This is a genomic window from Enterococcus sp. AZ141 (assembly GCF_051714385.1).
GTDB lineage: Bacteria > Bacillota > Bacilli > Lactobacillales > Enterococcaceae > Enterococcus_D > Enterococcus_D entomosocium.
The window spans coordinates 1324125-1341757 of sequence record NZ_JBIORT010000001.1 but is presented as its reverse complement, the minus strand read 5'-3'; the positions used below and the strand labels follow the sequence as shown (position 1 = coordinate 1341757).

Genomic DNA, 17633 nt, shown 5'->3' with positions numbered 1-17633 from the left:
AAATTCAGCGTTTACGGAACGTCTGTTTTTTATCCTTGCATGTTGACCCGCATCAATACGCGGTTCGGTCGATAGTTTTCTGAGGATTGATGAACCAGCGCGCCTTCCTCAAAACGATACAAATTGTATCCATAGCGTTCTTCAAAACGGACCATCCCCTCGCCTTCATCTTCCCCGACAAACGACATACTTGCCACAGTATAGTAAGGAATCCCTGCGATCGTTCCCGTAAATGCATGATGGGTATGTCCACTGAGAATACAAGAGATCTGATACTGCTGCAATAATGCCACCAAACGATTGGCACCGGCCCATGCCGGCGTGCTTGCTTGATAAGGCAACAAATGATGGTGCGTCACAAAAACGATCTTTTTCTCTTTGAGCTGCGCCAGCGTGGCTTGCAGCCATTCAAACTGTCGCTCATCTACGATACCGTCGGCATAGCCATAGCAGGAATTATCGAAAGTCACGATCGCCAATGTCTCCGTTTCATAGACTTGATTAAAAGGCGTATCACTGGCCGTTTCAACTGACTTACCTTGCCAGCCTTGGCGAAAATGCCGTTTGATATCGTGATTACCTAGCGTTACCACGATCGGCACTGAGCCAAAGGCTTTTTCTAAATATTGCTTCAAAGAGGCATAATCGGCAGGCGCGCCATCTTCGGTCAAATCGCCACTGATCACCACCAAATCGATCGCCCCTCGCGCCTTGGCATCTTGGATACACTCTTCAAGAGGAATCAAGGGATTTTGCATGGCTGCCAGCATTCCTTGATACCCTTCCTCACAAGGCAGGTAACTTTCTCGAAAATGGATATCTGATATATGCAATATATTCATAGGTTTATCTCAATTTCTTTCTGATGATTCCAGTCAACTGGTCTAATAAGAAGACGGTCACAACGACGCCCAACAAAATAATACTTACCTTGCTCCAGGTTCTGGTTTGAATAGCAAAAATCAATGGTGCACCGATCCCGCCAGCACCGACTAACCCTAACGTTGCTGCACTGCGGACCGCAATTTCAAAATGATTCAACGCAAAAGAACTATAGATGGGTGCTAAATAAGGAACCCGCACGAAAAACATCGTTTGCCAAAAGTTGGCACCGACTGCTTGCATCTCTTCCGTCAAGCGCTCATCCATGGCTTCCATTTCTTCCGTGAACAGCTTGCCCAGCATACCGATCTGGTGGACACCGATCGCCATAACCCCAGCGAAAGGTCCCGGACCTACCACACGGACAAAAATAATCGCATAAACTAGCTCTGGAAATGCCCGCAAGATATTGCAGATCATTTTGCCGATCTTCGCGACCCACGGCGCAGAAGACCATAGGTTGGCGGCACTCAGCAAGGTCACCGGTATCGCGCAGACTGTTGCGATCATCGTTCCTAGACAGGCGATCCCGATCGTCAGTAACAATAAGCTCCACAGATCCTCCCCGCTACCGTCGTAAAAGAAAGACCAGTCTGGCTGACTCAACCCTTGCAGGACATCTCTTCCCATCGCTAAGGAAAAAGTACTCAATCCGGAATAATCCAGCGTCGCTGCAGATAATGCCAGTAAGATAGCAAAGAGTCCCCATAATAGCCAAGTCGTTTTCTTCACTTCTCTGATCATCATAGGAAAGACCTCCTTACCCGCTCACTGAGAAAATCAACGATCGTTACCGTTAGCAAAATCGTCAAGATAATGATCGAGACCCGTTCATAATTCAACAATGCCAATGAGGCGTTCAGGATGACCCCGATCCCGCCGGCACCAACATATCCTAACACCGTCGAAGCTCGAACATTGACTTCAAAGGCATAAAAAGTATAGCTGGCAAACTGGCTGATGACTTGAGGTATGATCGCCCAAACAGTCACTTGAAATTTATTTGCCCCTACCGCCGCCGCTGCTTCGATTGGCGCAAAATCAATGGTTTCGATCGCTTGGAACATCAGCTGTGAAACCATACCAAAGGTAAAGACCGCGATGGTCAAAACACCCGTGGCTTCACCGATCCCAAAAATCGCTACGAACAATGCCGCCAACAATAGGTTGGGAATCGTCCGCACCAGCCCCAAGAGAAAACGCATCGGCACAGAGACCCAACGGCTTTCTGTCACGACTGTCGTCGCCAACAGACTCACCGGTATCGCTGCGACTACTCCTAAAACAGTGCCTAAAAAGGACATTTGCAATGTCTTGATCAAGGGCATCATCAGTTGCGGTAAATAACTAAAATCCGGATGCAAAAAGCGAGCCATGAAAGCCGTCATCTGGCTGCGATTCGACCACACTTGGGCAAAATCAGCCCCCGTGATCCAGGCACTGCTTTGAAAAAAGAGCAGCAATAAAAGAACCAGCAGCAGGTGTTTGTACCAATTAAAATGAACTGTTTCTTTCAGTTTCATCGATTTCTCCTGCCTTTTCTTCAAAAATTGCTTTCCCATAGATTTGTTCTAAACGCTGATCCGTCAAAGCGGCTGCGTTGCCGTCAAAAACGATTGCACCTGCTTTTAAGGCAATGATCCTTGTCGCATACTGACGAGCCAAGGGAATCGAATGCAGATTGATGACAATCGTTTTGCCCATTTCTTGATTGATCTTCTTCAGATCCTCCATCACTTTCTCTGTCGTGATGGGATCTAGCGATGCCACGGGTTCATCTGCTAAAATCACTGGCGCTTGTTGGACCAAGGCACGGGCGATGGATACCCGCTGCTGTTGCCCACCACTCAACTGGTCGCTTCTCGTTTGCAGTTTGTCTGACAAGCCGACAGTCGCTAGTGCTTCTTTCGTTCTTTCGTAGTCTTCTTTCGTAAACAACCCTAAAATACTTTTCCAGGTCCCGTAATACCCCAAACGACCAGATAGCACATTCTTTTGGACAGTACTACGTTTGACCAAATTGAAGCTTTGGGAGATCAATCCGATTTGTCGGCGAATCAAGCGCAATTCTTTTTTATTGGCTTTCGTGACTGATTTGCCATCTACCCGGATATCTCCTTCAGTGATTGGCACTAAGCGATTGATCGAGCGCAAAAAGGTACTCTTACCAGCACCGCTCAAACCAATGATTGCCACAAATTCTCCTTGTTCAATCGTTACATCTATGTTCTGTAATCCTTTGACCCCATTCGGGTAGACTTTGGATACATTCTCAAAAGTTATCATCTGTCTTCTCCATTATGTAGGGACCGCGGCAAAGTTTCCCCAATCGGTCACGGTCTATCTCACTAAAAAATGCACTGATACTGCGTATTCCACCTATTCCCCTAGTAAATCGCTGCACATCTCCGTGTCCCGTTATCCTTCTACCGCAATCCCTGATTTTTTACTCTGCTGCTCGTTTAGTATAGTCGCGAATGGTATCGTAAGCAGAATCAGCTGCTTCTTCATACCCTTGGTGTCCCCACAAGCTCATTGCTTCGGCGCCTTCTTCATCGTCTGCCATATTCAAGAACACTTCTTTGATCTGCTCTTTTAGTTCAGCATCCATCGTCGGTTGAACGGCAATGGCGTCATTCGGGATGTCCCCTTCGGTTAAGTAAAGAACTTTTAGATCTTCGAATAAATCGTTATCTGGGAAGCTTGACGCAAAGACATTCCGTGCCCCTTGAAACACAAAGGCGGCATCCATCTGACCATTCAAGACTGCAGTGATCTCACTTGGAATATCGTTCACCGTCGTTAATGTAGCATCCGTCGTTGGATCAACTCCTGCATCTTTCAACTCGGCAACTGGGTAAATATAGCCGCTGGCAGAGTTCGGACTCAATGTAGCGATTTTTTTCCCTTTTAAGTCCGTCAATTCTGTCATATCGCTATCCGCACGTACCAAGATCTCCCCTTTGAAGGTATTGGTTTTTTCCCCTTCTAATGGCAAGCCGGTCTCTGGATCATAGGCACCTAATTGAGAAGTCAAAATCGCTTCTGCTGCATCCATATCTTTGGCTTGAACATAAGCGGCTGGCGGCATGATCCCTAAATCAACTTGTCCAGAAGCCATCGCTTCTACGATCGTCGAATAATCCGTTGCTAACGTTACTTCTACTTCACGGTCTAATTTTTTTGATAAATACTCAGCAAACGGTTTTGCTTTGGCTTGCATCGAGCCGTCATTATTGGTCGGTACGAATTGTACCACCAGCTTTTCTTTTTCGGCTGCGGCACTGCTGTCGCTGCTGCTGCTCCCATTCCCACAGCCGGTCAATGCTGCAACTAACGCAATTCCTAACATTCCTTTAACAATTCGTTTCAATGGCATTTTTTCTCCTCCTAATGGTTTGAAGCTTTCTTACATTCAAATCATACCAAGTATCCCTTCAAAATGAAGTGACACATGTCCTATTTTACCTTATTTTTACATACAATTTACATTAGTTTTTATTTATCGTTCGTGTTGAGTCAAAAGGGGAACTAAGCTATACTTAAAGAAAACCATTCAGGAGTGGCTGATTCCCATGAAAAAAATCGATGATACCGCACGCCTCAGGAATTACATTGACACATACGATCTGCAATCTTATATGGACAATGATTTGTTAGCGATGGCCACTTTGCATTCCTTTGAAAAAGAAGAGCACCTGATTCGAACGGGCACGCCTTCTGAATACTTGTATTTTCTCGTGGAAGGAACCGTGATGGTCTATTCCTTCTCTTCGGATACCCAAACGATTTGTATTGATTACGCCAAGCCGGCTGCACCTTTAGGGGAAGCTTCCTCTTTATGGGAACTCTTGCCGAAAAGCAGTGTCAAAGCCGCTTCTGCTTGCGTCTGCGTCTGCATCCCTTTGAATCGCTACCGCAGCACCTTGCAACAAGACGTCCGCTTTTTGCAAACTATCTGTCAGTTGCTCAGTTCCCGCTTGAATTCGGGGATCAACTTAGCGAATTCATTGACGGAACCTGTAGAGACACGGTTGGCCAAATTTATTCTTGCGCATCAAGAAAACCAACACTTTTCCTTTCAGTTGACCACCTGTGCCGCAATCTTGAATGTCAGCTATCGCCACCTGCTGCGAACCTTTACCAGCTTTCGTGAAGACAAGCTGATCGAAAAACAAAAACAGGGCTATGCAATTCTCGATTTCCCCGCTTTAGAGTCGCTTGCCGAAAATTTAAGCCATGTATAAGGAGCAGCCCATAAGAATGTTCGGATTTTCCCTGAGTACGCGTTCCTGATGTTGGTCTTGCCCTTAACTAGCGCTGTGACAAGCATTCTCCACCGAAGAAGGCAAGCGAGACCGGCAACTGCGCCTTATTTTCTTACAAAAAACCCGATCCTTGCTGATATTCAGTCGAGGATCGGGTTTCTTTTGCTTATTTTACGATGGCTAAGAAGTCTTCTCCTTGCAAGACATCGGTTTGATTCATATCCATCACATCTAAATATTGCGGGGTATTCGTCACAACGATTGGTGTAATCGTGGATAAGCCGGCAGCTTTGATCGTATCTAGATCAAACTTCACCAACAAATCACCGCGTTTGACTTGATCGTCTTGTTTAACAAAGACCTCAAAGCCTTTGCCATCTAGTTCCACGGTATCCATACCAATATGCATCAAGACTTCTGCTCCATCCGTAGTGGTCAAACCAACAGCATGGCCGGTAGGAAAGAGCGTCGTGATGGTGCCATCTGCCGGCGCATACAAAGCCCCGACGGTCGGTTCGATGGCGATGCCTTTTCCTAATGCACCAGAAGAAAAGACTTGGTCTTTGACTTCTGCTAAGGGAACCACTTTGCCTTCTAACGGACTGCTGAGGATCACTCGTTCTTTAGACGAACTATCTGTGGGTGCTGCTGGCTCTTTTGCTGGTGCTGCACTGGCATCGATTGCTGGCTGATCTTCAAAACGTAAGAAGAAGGTCAAGACAAACGCGGCGCCAAAAGCGATAGCCGTTCCGATGGAAGCTGCGATCAGACCACTTAGATCTTTCGTATCTTGTGGGATAAAGGAAGGAAGACTTAGTAAGCTGACTAACCCAAAGGTATAGTTTTCGACTTGGCTGAAGCCGATGAAGGCTCCCCCGATGGCACCACTGATACACGCGGCGATAAATGGTTTTTTCAATGGCAAGGTTACCCCATACACCGTCGGTTCTGTGATCCCAAAAATTGAGGTGATCGTTGAAGAAAGGGCCAAGCCTTTCAATTTCACATTTTTTGTCATAAAGAACACTGCTAGCGCTGCACCACCTTGAGAAAGGACAGCTGGCAACAGCATTGGTACCATGGTATCGACACCGGTTTGACTGAGATTCAACATGATGATCGGCACAAAGCCCCAGTGCATGCCAAACATCACAAAGACTTGCCATAAACCACCCATAACAGCACCAGCGATCAGTGGGCTGAAGTGGTAAATGCTGTCGTAAGCACTACCTAACAAGTTTCCTAAAATCGTTCCTAGTGGACCGACGACAATAAAGGTCAATGGCGCCATGATCAAGAAGACCGCTAAAGGTACACAGATGATCTGTAAGAAGCTAGGAATGACTTTTTTAAAGAAACGCTCCACATAGCTTTGTAAAAAGACCGCTAAAATAATCGGAATGACTGAAGACGTATAAGCACTAGCACCAATAATGACCGGTAGGCCTAAGAAACTCAAGGTTTGTCCAGCCAAAGCGGTAATGTCTGGATGAACCAACGCCATCGCTAAGGAAACCGCTAGAAATTCATTGGTGCGAAACTTTTTCGCTGCAGTAAAAGCCAACATCACTGGTAAATAGGTAAACAACCCATCGGCAATCGCATACAATACGGTGTAGACCCCAGAATCAGCTGCTAACCAATTCAAGGTGACTGCCAGCGTCAAGAATCCTTTTAAGACCCCGGCACCTGCCATTGCGCCTAAAAACGGCGTGAAGATCGACGAAATAATATCCACCAGTTGATTCAACAGGTTGCCTTTGTCGCCTTTGCTGTCTGCTTCACCATCGAAGTTCGCTACTCCATTCAATTCACGGTAAACGTCGCTGACATGACTGCCGATCACCACTTGGTATTGTCCGCCGCTTTGAACGACTTGGATCACGTCGTCGTCTTGATTCAAGCGTGCCGTATCCGCTTTGTTCTCATCTTTTAATTTGAAACGCAAGCGGGTCGCACAATGCACCACGCTATTGACATTTTCTTTGCCGCCCACCGCATCGAGGACGCGAACGGCAATTTCTTTATTTGAACTCATTTTTTCAACACTCCTTTTTTAATAAAAAAACCCAGATTGAAAAAACGACCGTCCAACGAGTCTTTTCCTCGCTGACTGTTGTCTTTTCAATCTGAGTATTGCCTGCCTGACAGTAACAATCCGTTAATGATTGAATGTTAATTGGTTTGATCATTGACGACACGTTCGATATGGATCGTTAAGTAGATCATTTCTGATTCACCGATCGATTTGTCGTAGGTTTTGATCAAATATTCGTTGATCCGTTGAACCGTTTGAAACGCTTTAGGGTACTTCGATTGCACAAGGGCAAATAAAAACTCATCTTTTTCCCCCGAAAGTTCATCGCTTAAATAGCGCTGCGCAAAATACTGTAAATGCGTGGTGATCCGTTGATAGTTCAAGGAATCTGGGTTAAAGACTCGTCCATAAAAACGACTGATGATCGCCAATACGTCACGAACGATCTCTACCGCTTGCATCGTGGTTTCCATCGTACCATTTGCTTGTTCGCTATTGACGATATGAAAGGCGATAAAGCCAATTTCCGATTCCGGCAATGAAATCCCGAAGACTTTTTCAAAATAAGCAACGGCATCTGCTGCAACCGCATACTCTTTCGGATAAAATTTGCGGGTCTCAAACAACAATGGATTCGGCAGCTCAATGCCTTCACGTGCCCGAACTAGCGCATAATGGATATGATCGGTCAGTGTCAAATAAATATTTGGCGACAGCTCGATCCCCAATGACGCTTCTGCATCATCCACCACTTGCTTGACGGCTTCGACTTCTTCCACAGGAATGTCTGAAAACAATTGCTGAAACTGATTTGCGGTAAACGTATCCTTTAACACAAATTCTTTTTCGACAAAGGCTTCATCCACTGGATCGCCGACCTTTTTCTTAAACGCAATGCCACGACCCATATAGATCACTTCCTGACCGGCATCATTGGTCGAGATGACGACATTATTATTTAATATTTTCCCAATAACCATCGTTTTCCCTCACTCCAAAATAAAAAAACCTAGAATCTCCCCATTAGCGCGCTACGGTCAATTCTGGTTTTGCCTGCCGAACAGTAACAATCCTTGTAACTGAAAGAATAATAACACACCCCTGTGGCAGATGCAACCCTTTTCAATCAGAATTTCTGCAACGTGCTTTTCCTTTGTTATACCATTGAACAATTCTCCTTGCAACATCCTTCACTATCTAAATTGAGTTGTTTTTTAATCAAAAAAGGAACGGCTCAGCTGCAGCCATTCCTGATGTATCAGAGTTGCTTTCTTTGCTGTCCCATGCGCCGCTCTTTCATAGCCGTGCCTAACGTACCATAGGTGAAGACCGCGATCCCTAGCCAAATAAACGCAAAGGCGGAAAATTGGGCCAGTGAATAGGTTTCGTGAAACAAAAAGATGGCCAACAAAAGCATGATCGTCGGGTTGACGTATTGAATAAACCCAAGCGTAATGTAAGAAACATTTTTCGCGGCTTCCGCAAACAGCAACAGCGGAATAGCCGTCACGATCCCGGCACCCATCAATAAGAGATTGGTTTGCAAGGGATAATTCATAAAGCCGACGGTTGAAAATCCTAAAATATACACGAGCGCAAAGGGGAAAATCACCATCGTTTCGATCGTTAACCCAGTAACCGAACTAATGGGGATCCTTTTTTTGATCAAGCCATACGTACTAAAGGAAAAGGCCATGATCAGTGAGGCATAAGGAATCGTTCCTGTTTGGATCGATAATAAGATCACCCCGATACTTGCCAGCAGACACGCCAGCATGCCAGTACGACTAAGTCGTTCCTTCAAAAAAACGGTTGCTAACAAGACATTGACTAGCGGATTGATGTAATAGCCTAAGCTGGCTTGCATCACGTGGCCCGCACTCACCGCGAAGATAAAAGTGAACCAGTTGATGGAAATCAGCACAGACGCTAAAACGATCAGTCCAGCAAATGCTTTGTTCTTCCACAGCAGACGCGCTTCTTGTAAAAATTGCGTTTTCTTCCCGGAAAGCACGATAAACAACACCATAAAAACAAAGGACCACACGATTCGGTAGCACATCGTGGCTAACGGGGAAACCCCAACGATTATTTTCCAATATAGTGTGACCAAGCCCCATAATACATAGGCAGACAACCCAAAATAAACGCCTTTATTCTTCATTTTCTCCCTGATTTTTTTCCATGAAAGCAAGTCTTTCCTGAAAAAAAATACTCCTCCTAAACCATAAGTTATCTTATTATATCGAATTTTTTGGTTTTTCATAGAGTTTCATGAAATAAATCAAGAAAAGCACCCTTCAAAGAAAGGTGCCCCTCTTTATTCCAGCGGTTCTTCCGCACCTTCCAGCCACACGGCTTCTGGTTTCTGATCACGAATCAAAAATAGCCCCGTTGCAAACAGCAGACCAGAAGCGATCGTCATCAATAAGAAAGAAACATTCATCCCATGAAGCAGTGCACTCGTCCCCGTTAAGGTCGTGCTGTTTTGCGCCACACTATTCATGATCCCGACAAATAATGCTGTACCGATAGCGCCTGCCACCGTTCGCAAAGAAGTCAATAATGCTGTTCCATGCGCCGTCAACTGCGGCGGAATATTTTTATTTCCCCACGTCACGAAGGGCATCAACAAACAGCCTGTGGCGGCACAGCGCAGCATGTTCAAAACCACTGCTACCCAAATACCCGTGTGCATATGGATGAAATACATGCCGATGTTGCTCAAGACCAGTGAGCCGCCGCCGAAAATCGTCAACAGACGGATGCCGACTTTGTCATAGATTCGTCCAGCCACCGGACTTAAAAAAGCCGAGACCAAGGAACCTGGCAAAACGACTAACCCTGAGATCGTCGCTGATTTGCCTAAAATCGACTGCACGTAAAGTGGCATCAGCATCGCCGAACCCATCAAGACCAAGTAAAGCATGATACTGCCAAAGACACTGATGGCATACTCTTTTGTTTTTAAGACCCGCAGATCCAAAAATGGGGTTTCTGCTCTTAACTGACGGAAGACAAAGAAGATACCTGCTACCAAACCGATCGCTAAGGTTCCTAAAACCGGCAAGCTGAAAAAGCCATAGCTGCCGATGTTTCCAAAGCCTAAAGTGATCCCACCAAAAGCAAAGGCACTCAAAACAAAAGAGGTCTGATCAAATTTGCTGTTGCTTACTGGCAACACATCATCAAAAACCTTTATGGCCCAAATCAATGAGATCAAAACAATCACGGCAACGATATAAAAAATTGCATGCCAGTTCAACCGGTCCACGATCAGCCCAGCGATCGTCGGTGCGATCACGGGTGCCGCGGTGATTGAGAGTCCATACCAGCCCATCACGACACCGATGCGATTGATCGGATAGATCGATAAGAGGATCACTTGTGCCATCGCGGTCAAGATTCCATTGCCTACGGCCTGCAAAATACGAGCAAGCATCATGACTAGAAAATTGGGCGCTGTGGCACAAAGCAGCAAACCCACCAGAGCGATTCCTAATGCAGCGAGATAGAGCTTTTTGGTTGGCACACGATTCATAAGATATGCCGTCAAGGGCATAACGATCGCCATTGCCAAAGAATACCCGCTAGTCAGCCATTGGCCCGTAGTGACGGAAATCTGCAAGTCATTGACGATGGCGGGTAAAGCCGTCGTCAATGCGGTCGCCAACATGGATACGGCAATACATGTAATCATTAAATTAATAAAAATCAGCGTCCGCTGACGTTCCGTTCGTTGGACTGTTTCACTCAATCAACGTCCGCCTCCTTCTCAAGATAAAACTGTTCGATTTTTGCTAAGGCTTGACCAAAGGCTTGTTTTTCTTCTGCCGTCAAATAGGTCAGCATTTCTTGGTGCGCCTTGCTGCGTTTTTCTTTCATTCGCTGTGCCTCTTCCTTGCCTGCTTCTGTCAGCGAAATCAAATGACTGCGTTTATCTTTCGGATCGACTTCTTTTTGGATCAGCCCTTTTTCAGCCAGTTTCTTTAGTAGTTCGCCAGTGGATGTCGAACGAATCGCTAAATACGCGGCGAGATCTTTTTGGGTCAACGTGCCTTTTTCGTCCAATACCAGTAAACAATTGAACTGCCCCCGTCCCGGCATAAAGCGTCCATACTTTTGTTCCGCATACCGCCGATTTAATTTATACACTTCAAACAATCGTTCCACGATTTCTTGTTCGGAAACCATCGATCTTCAGCTCCTTTCGCCTCTTCACTATTTAGATAGGTACCTAGTTAAAAGTCCGTTCTCCATTTTACATAGGTACCTATCTATTGTCAAGAAAGGATTGACATTGAGAGCGGATGCAGCAACCAAAAACGAAAAAAGCATTGAAACTTACGCTTCAATACTTTCCTCGTGGTTCTTTTTCTCCGCAAACTCTGCCAGCAGTTGTCGAACTTCATCCGTTGATTTGGTATTCATCAATTTTGCTCGCAAATCACTGGCTCCTGGGAAGCCTTTGACATAGATTTTAAAGAAACGATGCAATCCTGCGATCGAGCGTGGCACCATTTTGGCGTAATGATCCTGCAAGTCTAATTGCAGCTGTAGCAAGCCTAATAGCTCTTCTGAGGTATGCTCTTTCGGTTCTTTTTCAAAGGCATAGGGATTCTTGAAAATACCCCGACCGATCATGATTCCGTCTACGCCATATTTTTCTGCTAGCTCTAAACCTTTGGTACGATCAGGGATATCGCCGTTGATCGTCAGCTTCGTTTGTGGGGCGATTCGGTCCCGCAAGGCCACCACTTCAGGAATCAATTCCCAATGGGCATCGACCTTGCTCATTTCTTTGCGGGTTCGTAAATGGATCGAAAGGTTAGCGATATCTTGTTGCAGGACATGGGTCAACCAGGCTTCCATTTCCCCTAGTTCGGTATAGCCCAAACGCGTCTTGACGCTGACCGGCAAGCCGCCAGCTTTGGCTGCTTGGATCAGCTCAGCAGCAACTTCTGGTCGCAAGATCAAGCCGCTGCCTTTGCCTCGTCCGGCAACGTTTGGCACTGGACAGCCCATATTTAAGTCAATCCCTTTAAAGCCCATCTCGGCTAATCCGATACTCATTTCACGGAAATACTCTGGCTTGTCTCCCCAAATGTGGGCTACCATCGGTTGCTCATCTTCGGTGAAGACTAAACGTCCCCGCACACTGTCGCGTCCTTCTGGATGACAGTAACTATCGGAGTTGGTAAATTCCGTAAAGAAAACATCTGGTGCGCCGGCAGCTTGAACGACATGCCGAAAAACGACATCGGTGACATCTTCCATTGGTGCTAGAATAAAAAAAGGCTTCGGCAATTCAGCCCAAAAATTTGTTGTCATGATTTACGCTCCATTTCTTTGTCCAAGGATCTTATTTTATGACCCCACTTGCAAAACAAACCCCATTATACTAAGAATGCGTCAAAGAAGCAAAAGAGCAAGACGACACCCGCCGGTGCTTCGCCTTGCTCTTTTGCAACAGACGCTTAATACTGCCGAATAACTGGCTGTTCGTAGGCTTGAATAAAGGCTTCAAGTTCATTCGTTGTTTGCGCAAAACCGATTTTTTCGCGATCGGCCTGCGTCAAGAACTCATTTTCCACCATGTTGTCATACAAGGCTCTCGTAGCGCGGTAAAAGTTGTTCACATCATAAAAAGCACAAGGATTCGGGTTTTGACCGATTCTTGACCACGAGATCATCTCCGTGATTTCTTCCAGCGTCCCGGGACCACCTGGCAGTGCGACAAACGCCTGCGACAATTCGAACATTTTTCGTTTTCTTTCTGACATCGTCTCGACGACATGGAGTTCGGTCAATCCAGGATGTGCTAGTTCCCGATCTTTTAAAAAGGTTGGGATCACCCCGATCACCTGACCGCCATTTTCTAAGACAGCATCTGCCAGCACGCCCATCAAGCCCGCTTTTCCGCCGCCATAGACCAGCGTATTTTGCCGTGAAGCGATCCACTGCCCCAATTCTTGGGCGGCTGTTGCAAAACTAGGTTCATTACCGACACTGGCACCACAATAGACTGCAATTTTCATAAAACTCTCCATCATCCTTCTCAATCATTTTGAAATAGTATATCATGATTCTGATAAAGGTTCTGGGAAAGGATGGAAAAAAAATTATGAACATTGAGGAATATCAACGATTTATCAGTGACTTCTACAAAGCCCGCAACTGGTATCAATATGATCCGTTTATTCGGGCGAATTTTTTAGCAGAAGAAGTCGGGGAAGTGAGCCGTGCCATTCGGACATTGGAGATTGGCCGTGACCGTCCCGATGAACAAGAAGGCTTGCCGGAAGAAAAACTGGCAAATCTGACGGAAGAATTGGGCGATGTACTGGATAACTTATTTATTCTCGCCGATAAATACGATATTTCTCTGGAAACAATCATGCAAAAACACAAAGAAAAGCTTTTGTCTCGCTATCAAATGAACCAAGAGACAGAAAAAAACAGCTAACGGGCTACTTGTTGCGTAACGGGCAGCGGCAAAGGTTGCTTTTCCCAAATACAAAAAACCAACGTTTCTGTGGTCAATCGGCCAGTGAAACGTTGATTTTCTTCTATTATATAAAAAGTTGGTTCTCCTTTTTATGGGAATAGGAGGTGTTTATTGTGCCATTTGCTCTACCAGTTCTTCCAAACCAGTCAAGGCTTGGTAGCCGTAGCCAAAGAGATAATTGTAGTCCATGCTGTAGACTTGTTTGTTTTTGATGGCTTTCATGCTAGAGAGTTTGTCGTTTTTGTATAAGCCTTCAATGATTTCTTGGCCGGAAACACTGCCTTCGATCGTTGACCAGTCGCCGACGATCAAGACATCGGGATCCGTTTCGATCAAAGTTTCGACACTGACTTCCCCTGAATAGTCTTGAAACACATTGTTCAGTTTGATCATATCAAAGTTGCTATTGAAAAAAGACTCATCTTGAGCGGCATAGACACTGACAACACTAGGATCAGACATAAAGAGATGGGCAAAGGTTTGCTCTTCTTTGTCTGCTACTTTTTCTTCCAAGGCACTCTGACGATCCTTTAATTCTTTTTCAAAAGCAGCGGCTGCCTCAGGGACATTGAAGAGCTTACCAAGGTTTTCAATGTCTTGATAAACAGAATCAAACGTCGCCCCAGTGACAGAGGTTTCTTGGACATAAGTCGGAATGCCCATCTCGTTCAAGGAATCAACGGTGCCGACGCCCCAATCTTGGTTATCGAAAAGTCCCCCGCGGCCAAAAATCAAATCTGGATCCACACTTAAGGCTGTTTCTTTACTGATATAGTCGCTGCCCAGGTCGTTGAGTTCTGCGTAATCAGCAGCAACTTCCTCATCAGCGGCACCAAAGGTTGCACCGACACCCGCAATCTGATCCTTGAGGCCGAGATGCAGCAGCAATTCCGCTGCTGGTCGTGTGTTGGCAACGACTTTTTTTGGTGCCTCATTAAAGGTTTGATCCTTGGCGGTCCATTGCGTGCCGCCTTCTGCTTTGGTGTAGTTGCTGATGGTTAAGGGATACGTACTTTCTGCCTGTGAGGAAGAAGCCGAAGTTCCTTCATCCTTCGTATTGCCGCAAGCGCTTAATGTAAAGACTGCCAATCCTACCCCAATCATTTTTCCCCATTTATTCATCTGTTTGCTCCTTTTCAAAATAATAATGAAACCCTAATCCGCCTGTGATCGGATGATGGTAAATACTGCATTTCACGCCATAGATTTCTTCGATCAGTTCTTCTGTCAGCAGCGTTTCTGGCTCGCCATACCCTACGACCCGACCATCTTTTAAGGCATAGATGATGTCGCAATAGTTAGCTGCTTGTTCCAAATTGTGCAGCGCCGCCAACAAGCCAATCTTCAGATGCTTGACGGTTTCTAAGATTTCCAGCTGGTAACGGATATCCAAATGATTGGTCGGCTCATCGAGAATCATAAATTTCGGTTCTTGGGTGATGGCACGAGCAAGGACGACCCGCTGTTTTTCGCCACCTGATAATGAGAGGTAACTGCGTTTTCTGTAGGCACTTAGCCCTGTTTTGGCTAAGGCTTCGGTGACCAGCTCATGATCGGCTTTGGTGTCTTGTTCCAATAAACCCTTGTGGGGCGTGCGGCCTAAAAGCACCATCTGTTCTACTGTTAAATCAAAGCTCAACTCATTGAACTGACTGACGACGCTGACTTGCTGGGCGACTTTTTTTTCGGAACTTTTCAAAATATTCATCTCACCCAAATAAATGTCGCCGCTGTCAGGTTTCAACGTTTTGTAGATAGCTTTTAACAATGTAGATTTGCCGCTGCCGTTGGACCCAATCAAGCCGACAAATTGCCCCTGTGCGGTTTGGACGGAGATGTCTTTTAGTATCTGCTGATCCCCGATCGTTAGATTGAGCTTTTCAACTGCTAATTTCATTCCGTCACCCCCCAAAGTTGTATTGCCGTTTGACAATGATATAGATAAAGATCGGTGCGCCAATCAGCGCTGTAATGATCCCGATCGGCAGTTCGACTCCTTGCAGGGTCGAGCGGGCGATCACATCCGCCCAAATCAAAAACAACGCGCCTGTCAAAGCGGTCAAAGGCATCAACAGGCGATGATCCGACCCGCTGACTCCACGTACGATATGAGGAATGATCAAGCCGACAAAGCCGATCATACCAGAATTCGCAACGATGATACTGGTTAATAGCGCCGCTAACAGCATGTAAAAACGACGATAGAAGGTCAGCTTGACCCCTAAGGTAGAAGCAACTTCATCCCCCAGCAAAAGCGTATTCAAAACACGGTATTGCGTCAGAAAGAACAGCGTGATCAAAGAAACCAGAACCACGATAAAGCCTAATTTGTTCCAAGAAGCCGAGGCTAAGCTGCCCATCGACCAAAACGCTACGGTCTTCATCCCTTCTGCATTGCTAGCCAGATAGATGATCAAGTTTGAAACAGAGCTACATAAGGCACTGACGATCGTCCCCGACAGCACAAGTTTTGTGGAAGTCATTTTCCCACCGATACTGGCAAGCAGCAGCACCAAAATAGTCGCAATCCCCGCTCCTGCAAAGGCGCCAAACGATAAGCCCAGCTGCAAGACTAGCGCCGAGCCGCCAAAACCGACTAAGATGGCAAAGGTCGCCCCTAAGGATGCGCCGGAAGAGATCCCTAGGATATATGGATCTGCCAGCGGATTTTGGACCACTGCCTGCATCACTGCCCCGCTGATCGCTAACCCCATCCCCACAAAAATAGAAAGCAAGACCCGCGGTGCCCGAACAAACCAGACGATATTGATGTTTGCGTCTGAAATGCCTGAAAGATCACCAACCAATCCATGGCTGATTTTATAGAAGAGAATTTGGTAAACTTCGCCAAGGGTGATATTGGCTTGTCCGTTTGCCAAAGCAACTCCTGCAGATAAGAGAATGGCGACAACTAAAACACAGCAAATGATTGTCGACACCATCCAACGATTTGATTTAATCAACCCTACCGACATGTGATTCTCCTTTATTCAGCACGAACTCCTCTGATTTCACAGCAAAAACAACCTTGACCGTTGCCTCGCCGCCATCATAAAAGAAGCATCTGTGCGTTTTTTCGCTTATAAAAGTGCTTCTCATGAAAAGCGCCAAAGCCATGTGCTACTTTGACATCTATTTGCAAATGAGAATCACTCTCAATGAATAGAGTCATTATAAGGAACCTTTTGTGAAATGTAAATAATTTTCTGAAAATTTCCTTAAATAAGAGTTATTCTAATGTTCGTGATTGATTGGGCATTTTCCTTTCCATTGACCTATCGAAAACACGGTACCCGTGAAGAAGCAAATTCTTCGGCAAAATAATCCAGTTTTTTTAATGATGAAAAAAGACAGACTTCATTTCGTACGAAGTCTGTCTCCAGTCTGAAGCCTATGCTTAGGCAGGCTTTTTCTTGCTAGCTTCCCTTTGTTAGCACGTGAAACCTATGCGTTGCCAAGGATTTGCTGATTCAACGAAATCATCTCCAAAAGACCTTGAGCGGCTTCACTGCCTTTATTGCCGGCTTTGGTTCCCGCTCGTTCAACGGCTTGTTCAATCGTTTCAGTCGTCAATACACCAAACATGATCGGAATGTCGGCATTCAGACCAATTTGGGCTACGCCTTTCGCCACTTCGTTTGAGATCAATTCATAGTGGGTCGTTGCTCCGCGAATCAAGGCACCTAATGTCACGATCCCATCGTATTGTTTGTGGTCAACGATTTTTTTGGTAATATACGGAATCTCATAAGCACCTGGTACCCAATACACATCGATGTTTTCTGCTTTGACTCCATGACGCACCAAATTGTCTTTGGCGCCTTCCACTAACTTGGAAGTGATAAACTCGTTGAATCGTGAAACCACGATCCCTACTTTGACTGCCTCTCCCTGAAACGTTCCTTCAAATACTGTCATCGCTCATTCTCCTTTGGTT

Annotated in this window: 18 protein-coding genes; 2 read left to right on the top strand and 16 right to left on the bottom strand. The window is 45.8% G+C overall.

All coding sequences use genetic code 11. The features are described from left to right. Window positions 1–29: 29 nt before the first annotated feature. The 5 genes from IGI89_RS06185 to IGI89_RS06165 all read right to left on the bottom strand — a co-directional run bounded on the left by IGI89_RS06185 (window position 30) and on the right by IGI89_RS06165 (window position 4261). Complete coding sequence (locus tag IGI89_RS06185; protein WP_005233299.1) at window positions 30–842, bottom strand: metallophosphoesterase family protein; 813 nt, start codon at window positions 840–842, stop codon at window positions 30–32. Between the two features lie 4 nt (window positions 843–846). Further along, complete coding sequence (gene phnE, locus IGI89_RS06180; protein WP_005230666.1) at window positions 847–1629, bottom strand: phosphonate ABC transporter, permease protein PhnE; 783 nt, start codon at window positions 1627–1629, stop codon at window positions 847–849. Continuing rightward, window positions 1626–2405 carry a phosphonate ABC transporter, permease protein PhnE gene (gene phnE / locus IGI89_RS06175; protein ID WP_438735443.1) on the bottom strand — a complete coding sequence of 260 codons (780 nt, stop codon included), beginning with the start codon at window positions 2403–2405 and terminating at the stop codon, window positions 1626–1628. The genes phnE (IGI89_RS06180) and phnE (IGI89_RS06175) overlap by 4 nt, the downstream gene beginning before the upstream one ends. Continuing rightward, a complete protein-coding gene (gene phnC, locus IGI89_RS06170) occupies window positions 2377–3168 on the bottom strand; it encodes a phosphonate ABC transporter ATP-binding protein (RefSeq protein WP_005230661.1) in 792 nt (263 codons plus the stop codon). Before phnC ends, phnE (IGI89_RS06175) begins: the two co-directional genes overlap by 29 nt. Before the next feature lie 160 nt (window positions 3169–3328). Further along, window positions 3329–4261, bottom strand: coding sequence for a phosphate/phosphite/phosphonate ABC transporter substrate-binding protein (locus IGI89_RS06165; RefSeq protein WP_008380209.1), 933 nt, complete (start codon window positions 4259–4261; stop codon window positions 3329–3331). A 196-nt stretch (window positions 4262–4457) separates the two neighbouring features. Between IGI89_RS06165 and IGI89_RS06160 the strand changes: the two genes are divergently transcribed. Beyond that, window positions 4458–5129 carry a cyclic nucleotide-binding domain-containing protein gene (locus IGI89_RS06160; RefSeq protein ID WP_008380210.1) on the top strand — a complete coding sequence of 224 codons (672 nt, stop codon included), beginning with the start codon at window positions 4458–4460 and terminating at the stop codon, window positions 5127–5129. Window positions 5130–5316: 187 nt separating this feature from the next. Here IGI89_RS06160 and IGI89_RS06155 read toward each other — a convergent pair whose 3' ends face one another. From IGI89_RS06155 to IGI89_RS06125, 7 genes are all read right to left on the bottom strand, one after another. Beyond that, complete coding sequence (locus IGI89_RS06155) at window positions 5317–7188, bottom strand: beta-glucoside-specific PTS transporter subunit IIABC (RefSeq protein WP_438735442.1); 1872 nt, start codon at window positions 7186–7188, stop codon at window positions 5317–5319. A gap of 137 nt (window positions 7189–7325) precedes the next feature. Beyond that, window positions 7326–8168 (bottom strand): BglG family transcription antiterminator LicT, encoded by an 843-nt coding sequence (licT, locus tag IGI89_RS06150; protein ID WP_005233287.1) that lies wholly within the window; start codon window positions 8166–8168, stop codon window positions 7326–7328. Window positions 8169–8446: 278 nt separating this feature from the next. Beyond that, window positions 8447–9352 carry an EamA family transporter RarD gene (gene rarD / locus IGI89_RS06145; protein ID WP_005230654.1) on the bottom strand — a complete coding sequence of 302 codons (906 nt, stop codon included), beginning with the start codon at window positions 9350–9352 and terminating at the stop codon, window positions 8447–8449. A 156-nt stretch (window positions 9353–9508) separates the two neighbouring features. Then, a complete protein-coding gene (locus IGI89_RS06140; protein ID WP_005233282.1) occupies window positions 9509–10945 on the bottom strand; it encodes an MDR family MFS transporter in 1437 nt (478 codons plus the stop codon). Further along, window positions 10942–11382 carry a MarR family winged helix-turn-helix transcriptional regulator gene (locus IGI89_RS06135; RefSeq protein WP_005230651.1) on the bottom strand — a complete coding sequence of 147 codons (441 nt, stop codon included), beginning with the start codon at window positions 11380–11382 and terminating at the stop codon, window positions 10942–10944. Before IGI89_RS06135 ends, IGI89_RS06140 begins: the two co-directional genes overlap by 4 nt. Before the next feature lie 150 nt (window positions 11383–11532). Further along, a complete protein-coding gene (locus IGI89_RS06130; RefSeq protein ID WP_005230648.1) occupies window positions 11533–12519 on the bottom strand; it encodes a tRNA dihydrouridine synthase in 987 nt (328 codons plus the stop codon). A gap of 146 nt (window positions 12520–12665) precedes the next feature. Then, window positions 12666–13226, bottom strand: coding sequence for a TIGR00730 family Rossman fold protein (locus IGI89_RS06125; RefSeq protein WP_034878252.1), 561 nt, complete (start codon window positions 13224–13226; stop codon window positions 12666–12668). A gap of 86 nt (window positions 13227–13312) precedes the next feature. Between IGI89_RS06125 and IGI89_RS06120 the strand changes: the two genes are divergently transcribed. After that, the gene (locus tag IGI89_RS06120) at window positions 13313–13654 is read left to right on the top strand and encodes a MazG nucleotide pyrophosphohydrolase domain-containing protein (RefSeq protein ID WP_034872892.1); all 342 of its coding nucleotides are present in this window, start codon (window positions 13313–13315) and stop codon (window positions 13652–13654) included. Between the two features lie 150 nt (window positions 13655–13804). On the opposite strand, the gene IGI89_RS06115 is transcribed toward IGI89_RS06120, so the two are convergent. The 4 genes from IGI89_RS06115 to ribH all read right to left on the bottom strand — a co-directional run bounded on the left by IGI89_RS06115 (window position 13805) and on the right by ribH (window position 17614). Continuing rightward, window positions 13805–14818 carry an ABC transporter substrate-binding protein gene (locus IGI89_RS06115; RefSeq protein ID WP_005233274.1) on the bottom strand — a complete coding sequence of 338 codons (1014 nt, stop codon included), beginning with the start codon at window positions 14816–14818 and terminating at the stop codon, window positions 13805–13807. Beyond that, the gene (locus tag IGI89_RS06110) at window positions 14811–15593 is read right to left on the bottom strand and encodes an ABC transporter ATP-binding protein (protein ID WP_010748955.1); all 783 of its coding nucleotides are present in this window, start codon (window positions 15591–15593) and stop codon (window positions 14811–14813) included. Before IGI89_RS06110 ends, IGI89_RS06115 begins: the two co-directional genes overlap by 8 nt. A 4-nt stretch (window positions 15594–15597) precedes the next feature. Next, a complete protein-coding gene (locus tag IGI89_RS06105) occupies window positions 15598–16671 on the bottom strand; it encodes a FecCD family ABC transporter permease (protein ID WP_005233272.1) in 1074 nt (357 codons plus the stop codon). 469 nt (window positions 16672–17140) lie between these two features. Next, the gene (gene ribH, locus IGI89_RS06100; protein WP_005233264.1) at window positions 17141–17614 is read right to left on the bottom strand and encodes a 6,7-dimethyl-8-ribityllumazine synthase; all 474 of its coding nucleotides are present in this window, start codon (window positions 17612–17614) and stop codon (window positions 17141–17143) included. Window positions 17615–17633 lie beyond the last annotated feature (19 nt).

Excerpts from the sequence above, each read along its gene's own strand:
- IGI89_RS06185 (WP_005233299.1), bottom strand. The coding sequence starts at position 842 with ATGAATATATTGCATATATCAGATATCCATTTTCGAGAAAGTTACCTG.
- phnE (WP_005230666.1), bottom strand. The coding sequence starts at position 1,629 with ATGATGATCAGAGAAGTGAAGAAAACGACTTGGCTATTATGGGGACTC.
- phnE (WP_438735443.1), bottom strand. The coding sequence starts at position 2,405 with ATGAAACTGAAAGAAACAGTTCATTTTAATTGGTACAAACACCTGCTG.
- phnC (WP_005230661.1), bottom strand. The coding sequence starts at position 3,168 with ATGATAACTTTTGAGAATGTATCCAAAGTCTACCCGAATGGGGTCAAA.
- IGI89_RS06165 (WP_008380209.1), bottom strand. The coding sequence starts at position 4,261 with ATGCCATTGAAACGAATTGTTAAAGGAATGTTAGGAATTGCGTTAGTT.
- IGI89_RS06160 (WP_008380210.1), top strand. The coding sequence starts at position 4,458 with ATGAAAAAAATCGATGATACCGCACGCCTCAGGAATTACATTGACACA.
- IGI89_RS06155 (WP_438735442.1), bottom strand. The coding sequence starts at position 7,188 with ATGAGTTCAAATAAAGAAATTGCCGTTCGCGTCCTCGATGCGGTGGGC.
- licT (WP_005233287.1), bottom strand. The coding sequence starts at position 8,168 with ATGGTTATTGGGAAAATATTAAATAATAATGTCGTCATCTCGACCAAT.
- rarD (WP_005230654.1), bottom strand. The coding sequence starts at position 9,352 with ATGAAGAATAAAGGCGTTTATTTTGGGTTGTCTGCCTATGTATTATGG.
- IGI89_RS06135 (WP_005230651.1), bottom strand. The coding sequence starts at position 11,382 with ATGGTTTCCGAACAAGAAATCGTGGAACGATTGTTTGAAGTGTATAAA.
- IGI89_RS06130 (WP_005230648.1), bottom strand. The coding sequence starts at position 12,519 with ATGACAACAAATTTTTGGGCTGAATTGCCGAAGCCTTTTTTTATTCTA.
- IGI89_RS06125 (WP_034878252.1), bottom strand. The coding sequence starts at position 13,226 with ATGAAAATTGCAGTCTATTGTGGTGCCAGTGTCGGTAATGAACCTAGT.
- IGI89_RS06120 (WP_034872892.1), top strand. The coding sequence starts at position 13,313 with ATGAACATTGAGGAATATCAACGATTTATCAGTGACTTCTACAAAGCC.
- IGI89_RS06115 (WP_005233274.1), bottom strand. The coding sequence starts at position 14,818 with ATGAATAAATGGGGAAAAATGATTGGGGTAGGATTGGCAGTCTTTACA.
- IGI89_RS06110 (WP_010748955.1), bottom strand. The coding sequence starts at position 15,593 with ATGAAATTAGCAGTTGAAAAGCTCAATCTAACGATCGGGGATCAGCAG.
- IGI89_RS06105 (WP_005233272.1), bottom strand. The coding sequence starts at position 16,671 with ATGTCGGTAGGGTTGATTAAATCAAATCGTTGGATGGTGTCGACAATC.
- ribH (WP_005233264.1), bottom strand. The coding sequence starts at position 17,614 with ATGACAGTATTTGAAGGAACGTTTCAGGGAGAGGCAGTCAAAGTAGGG.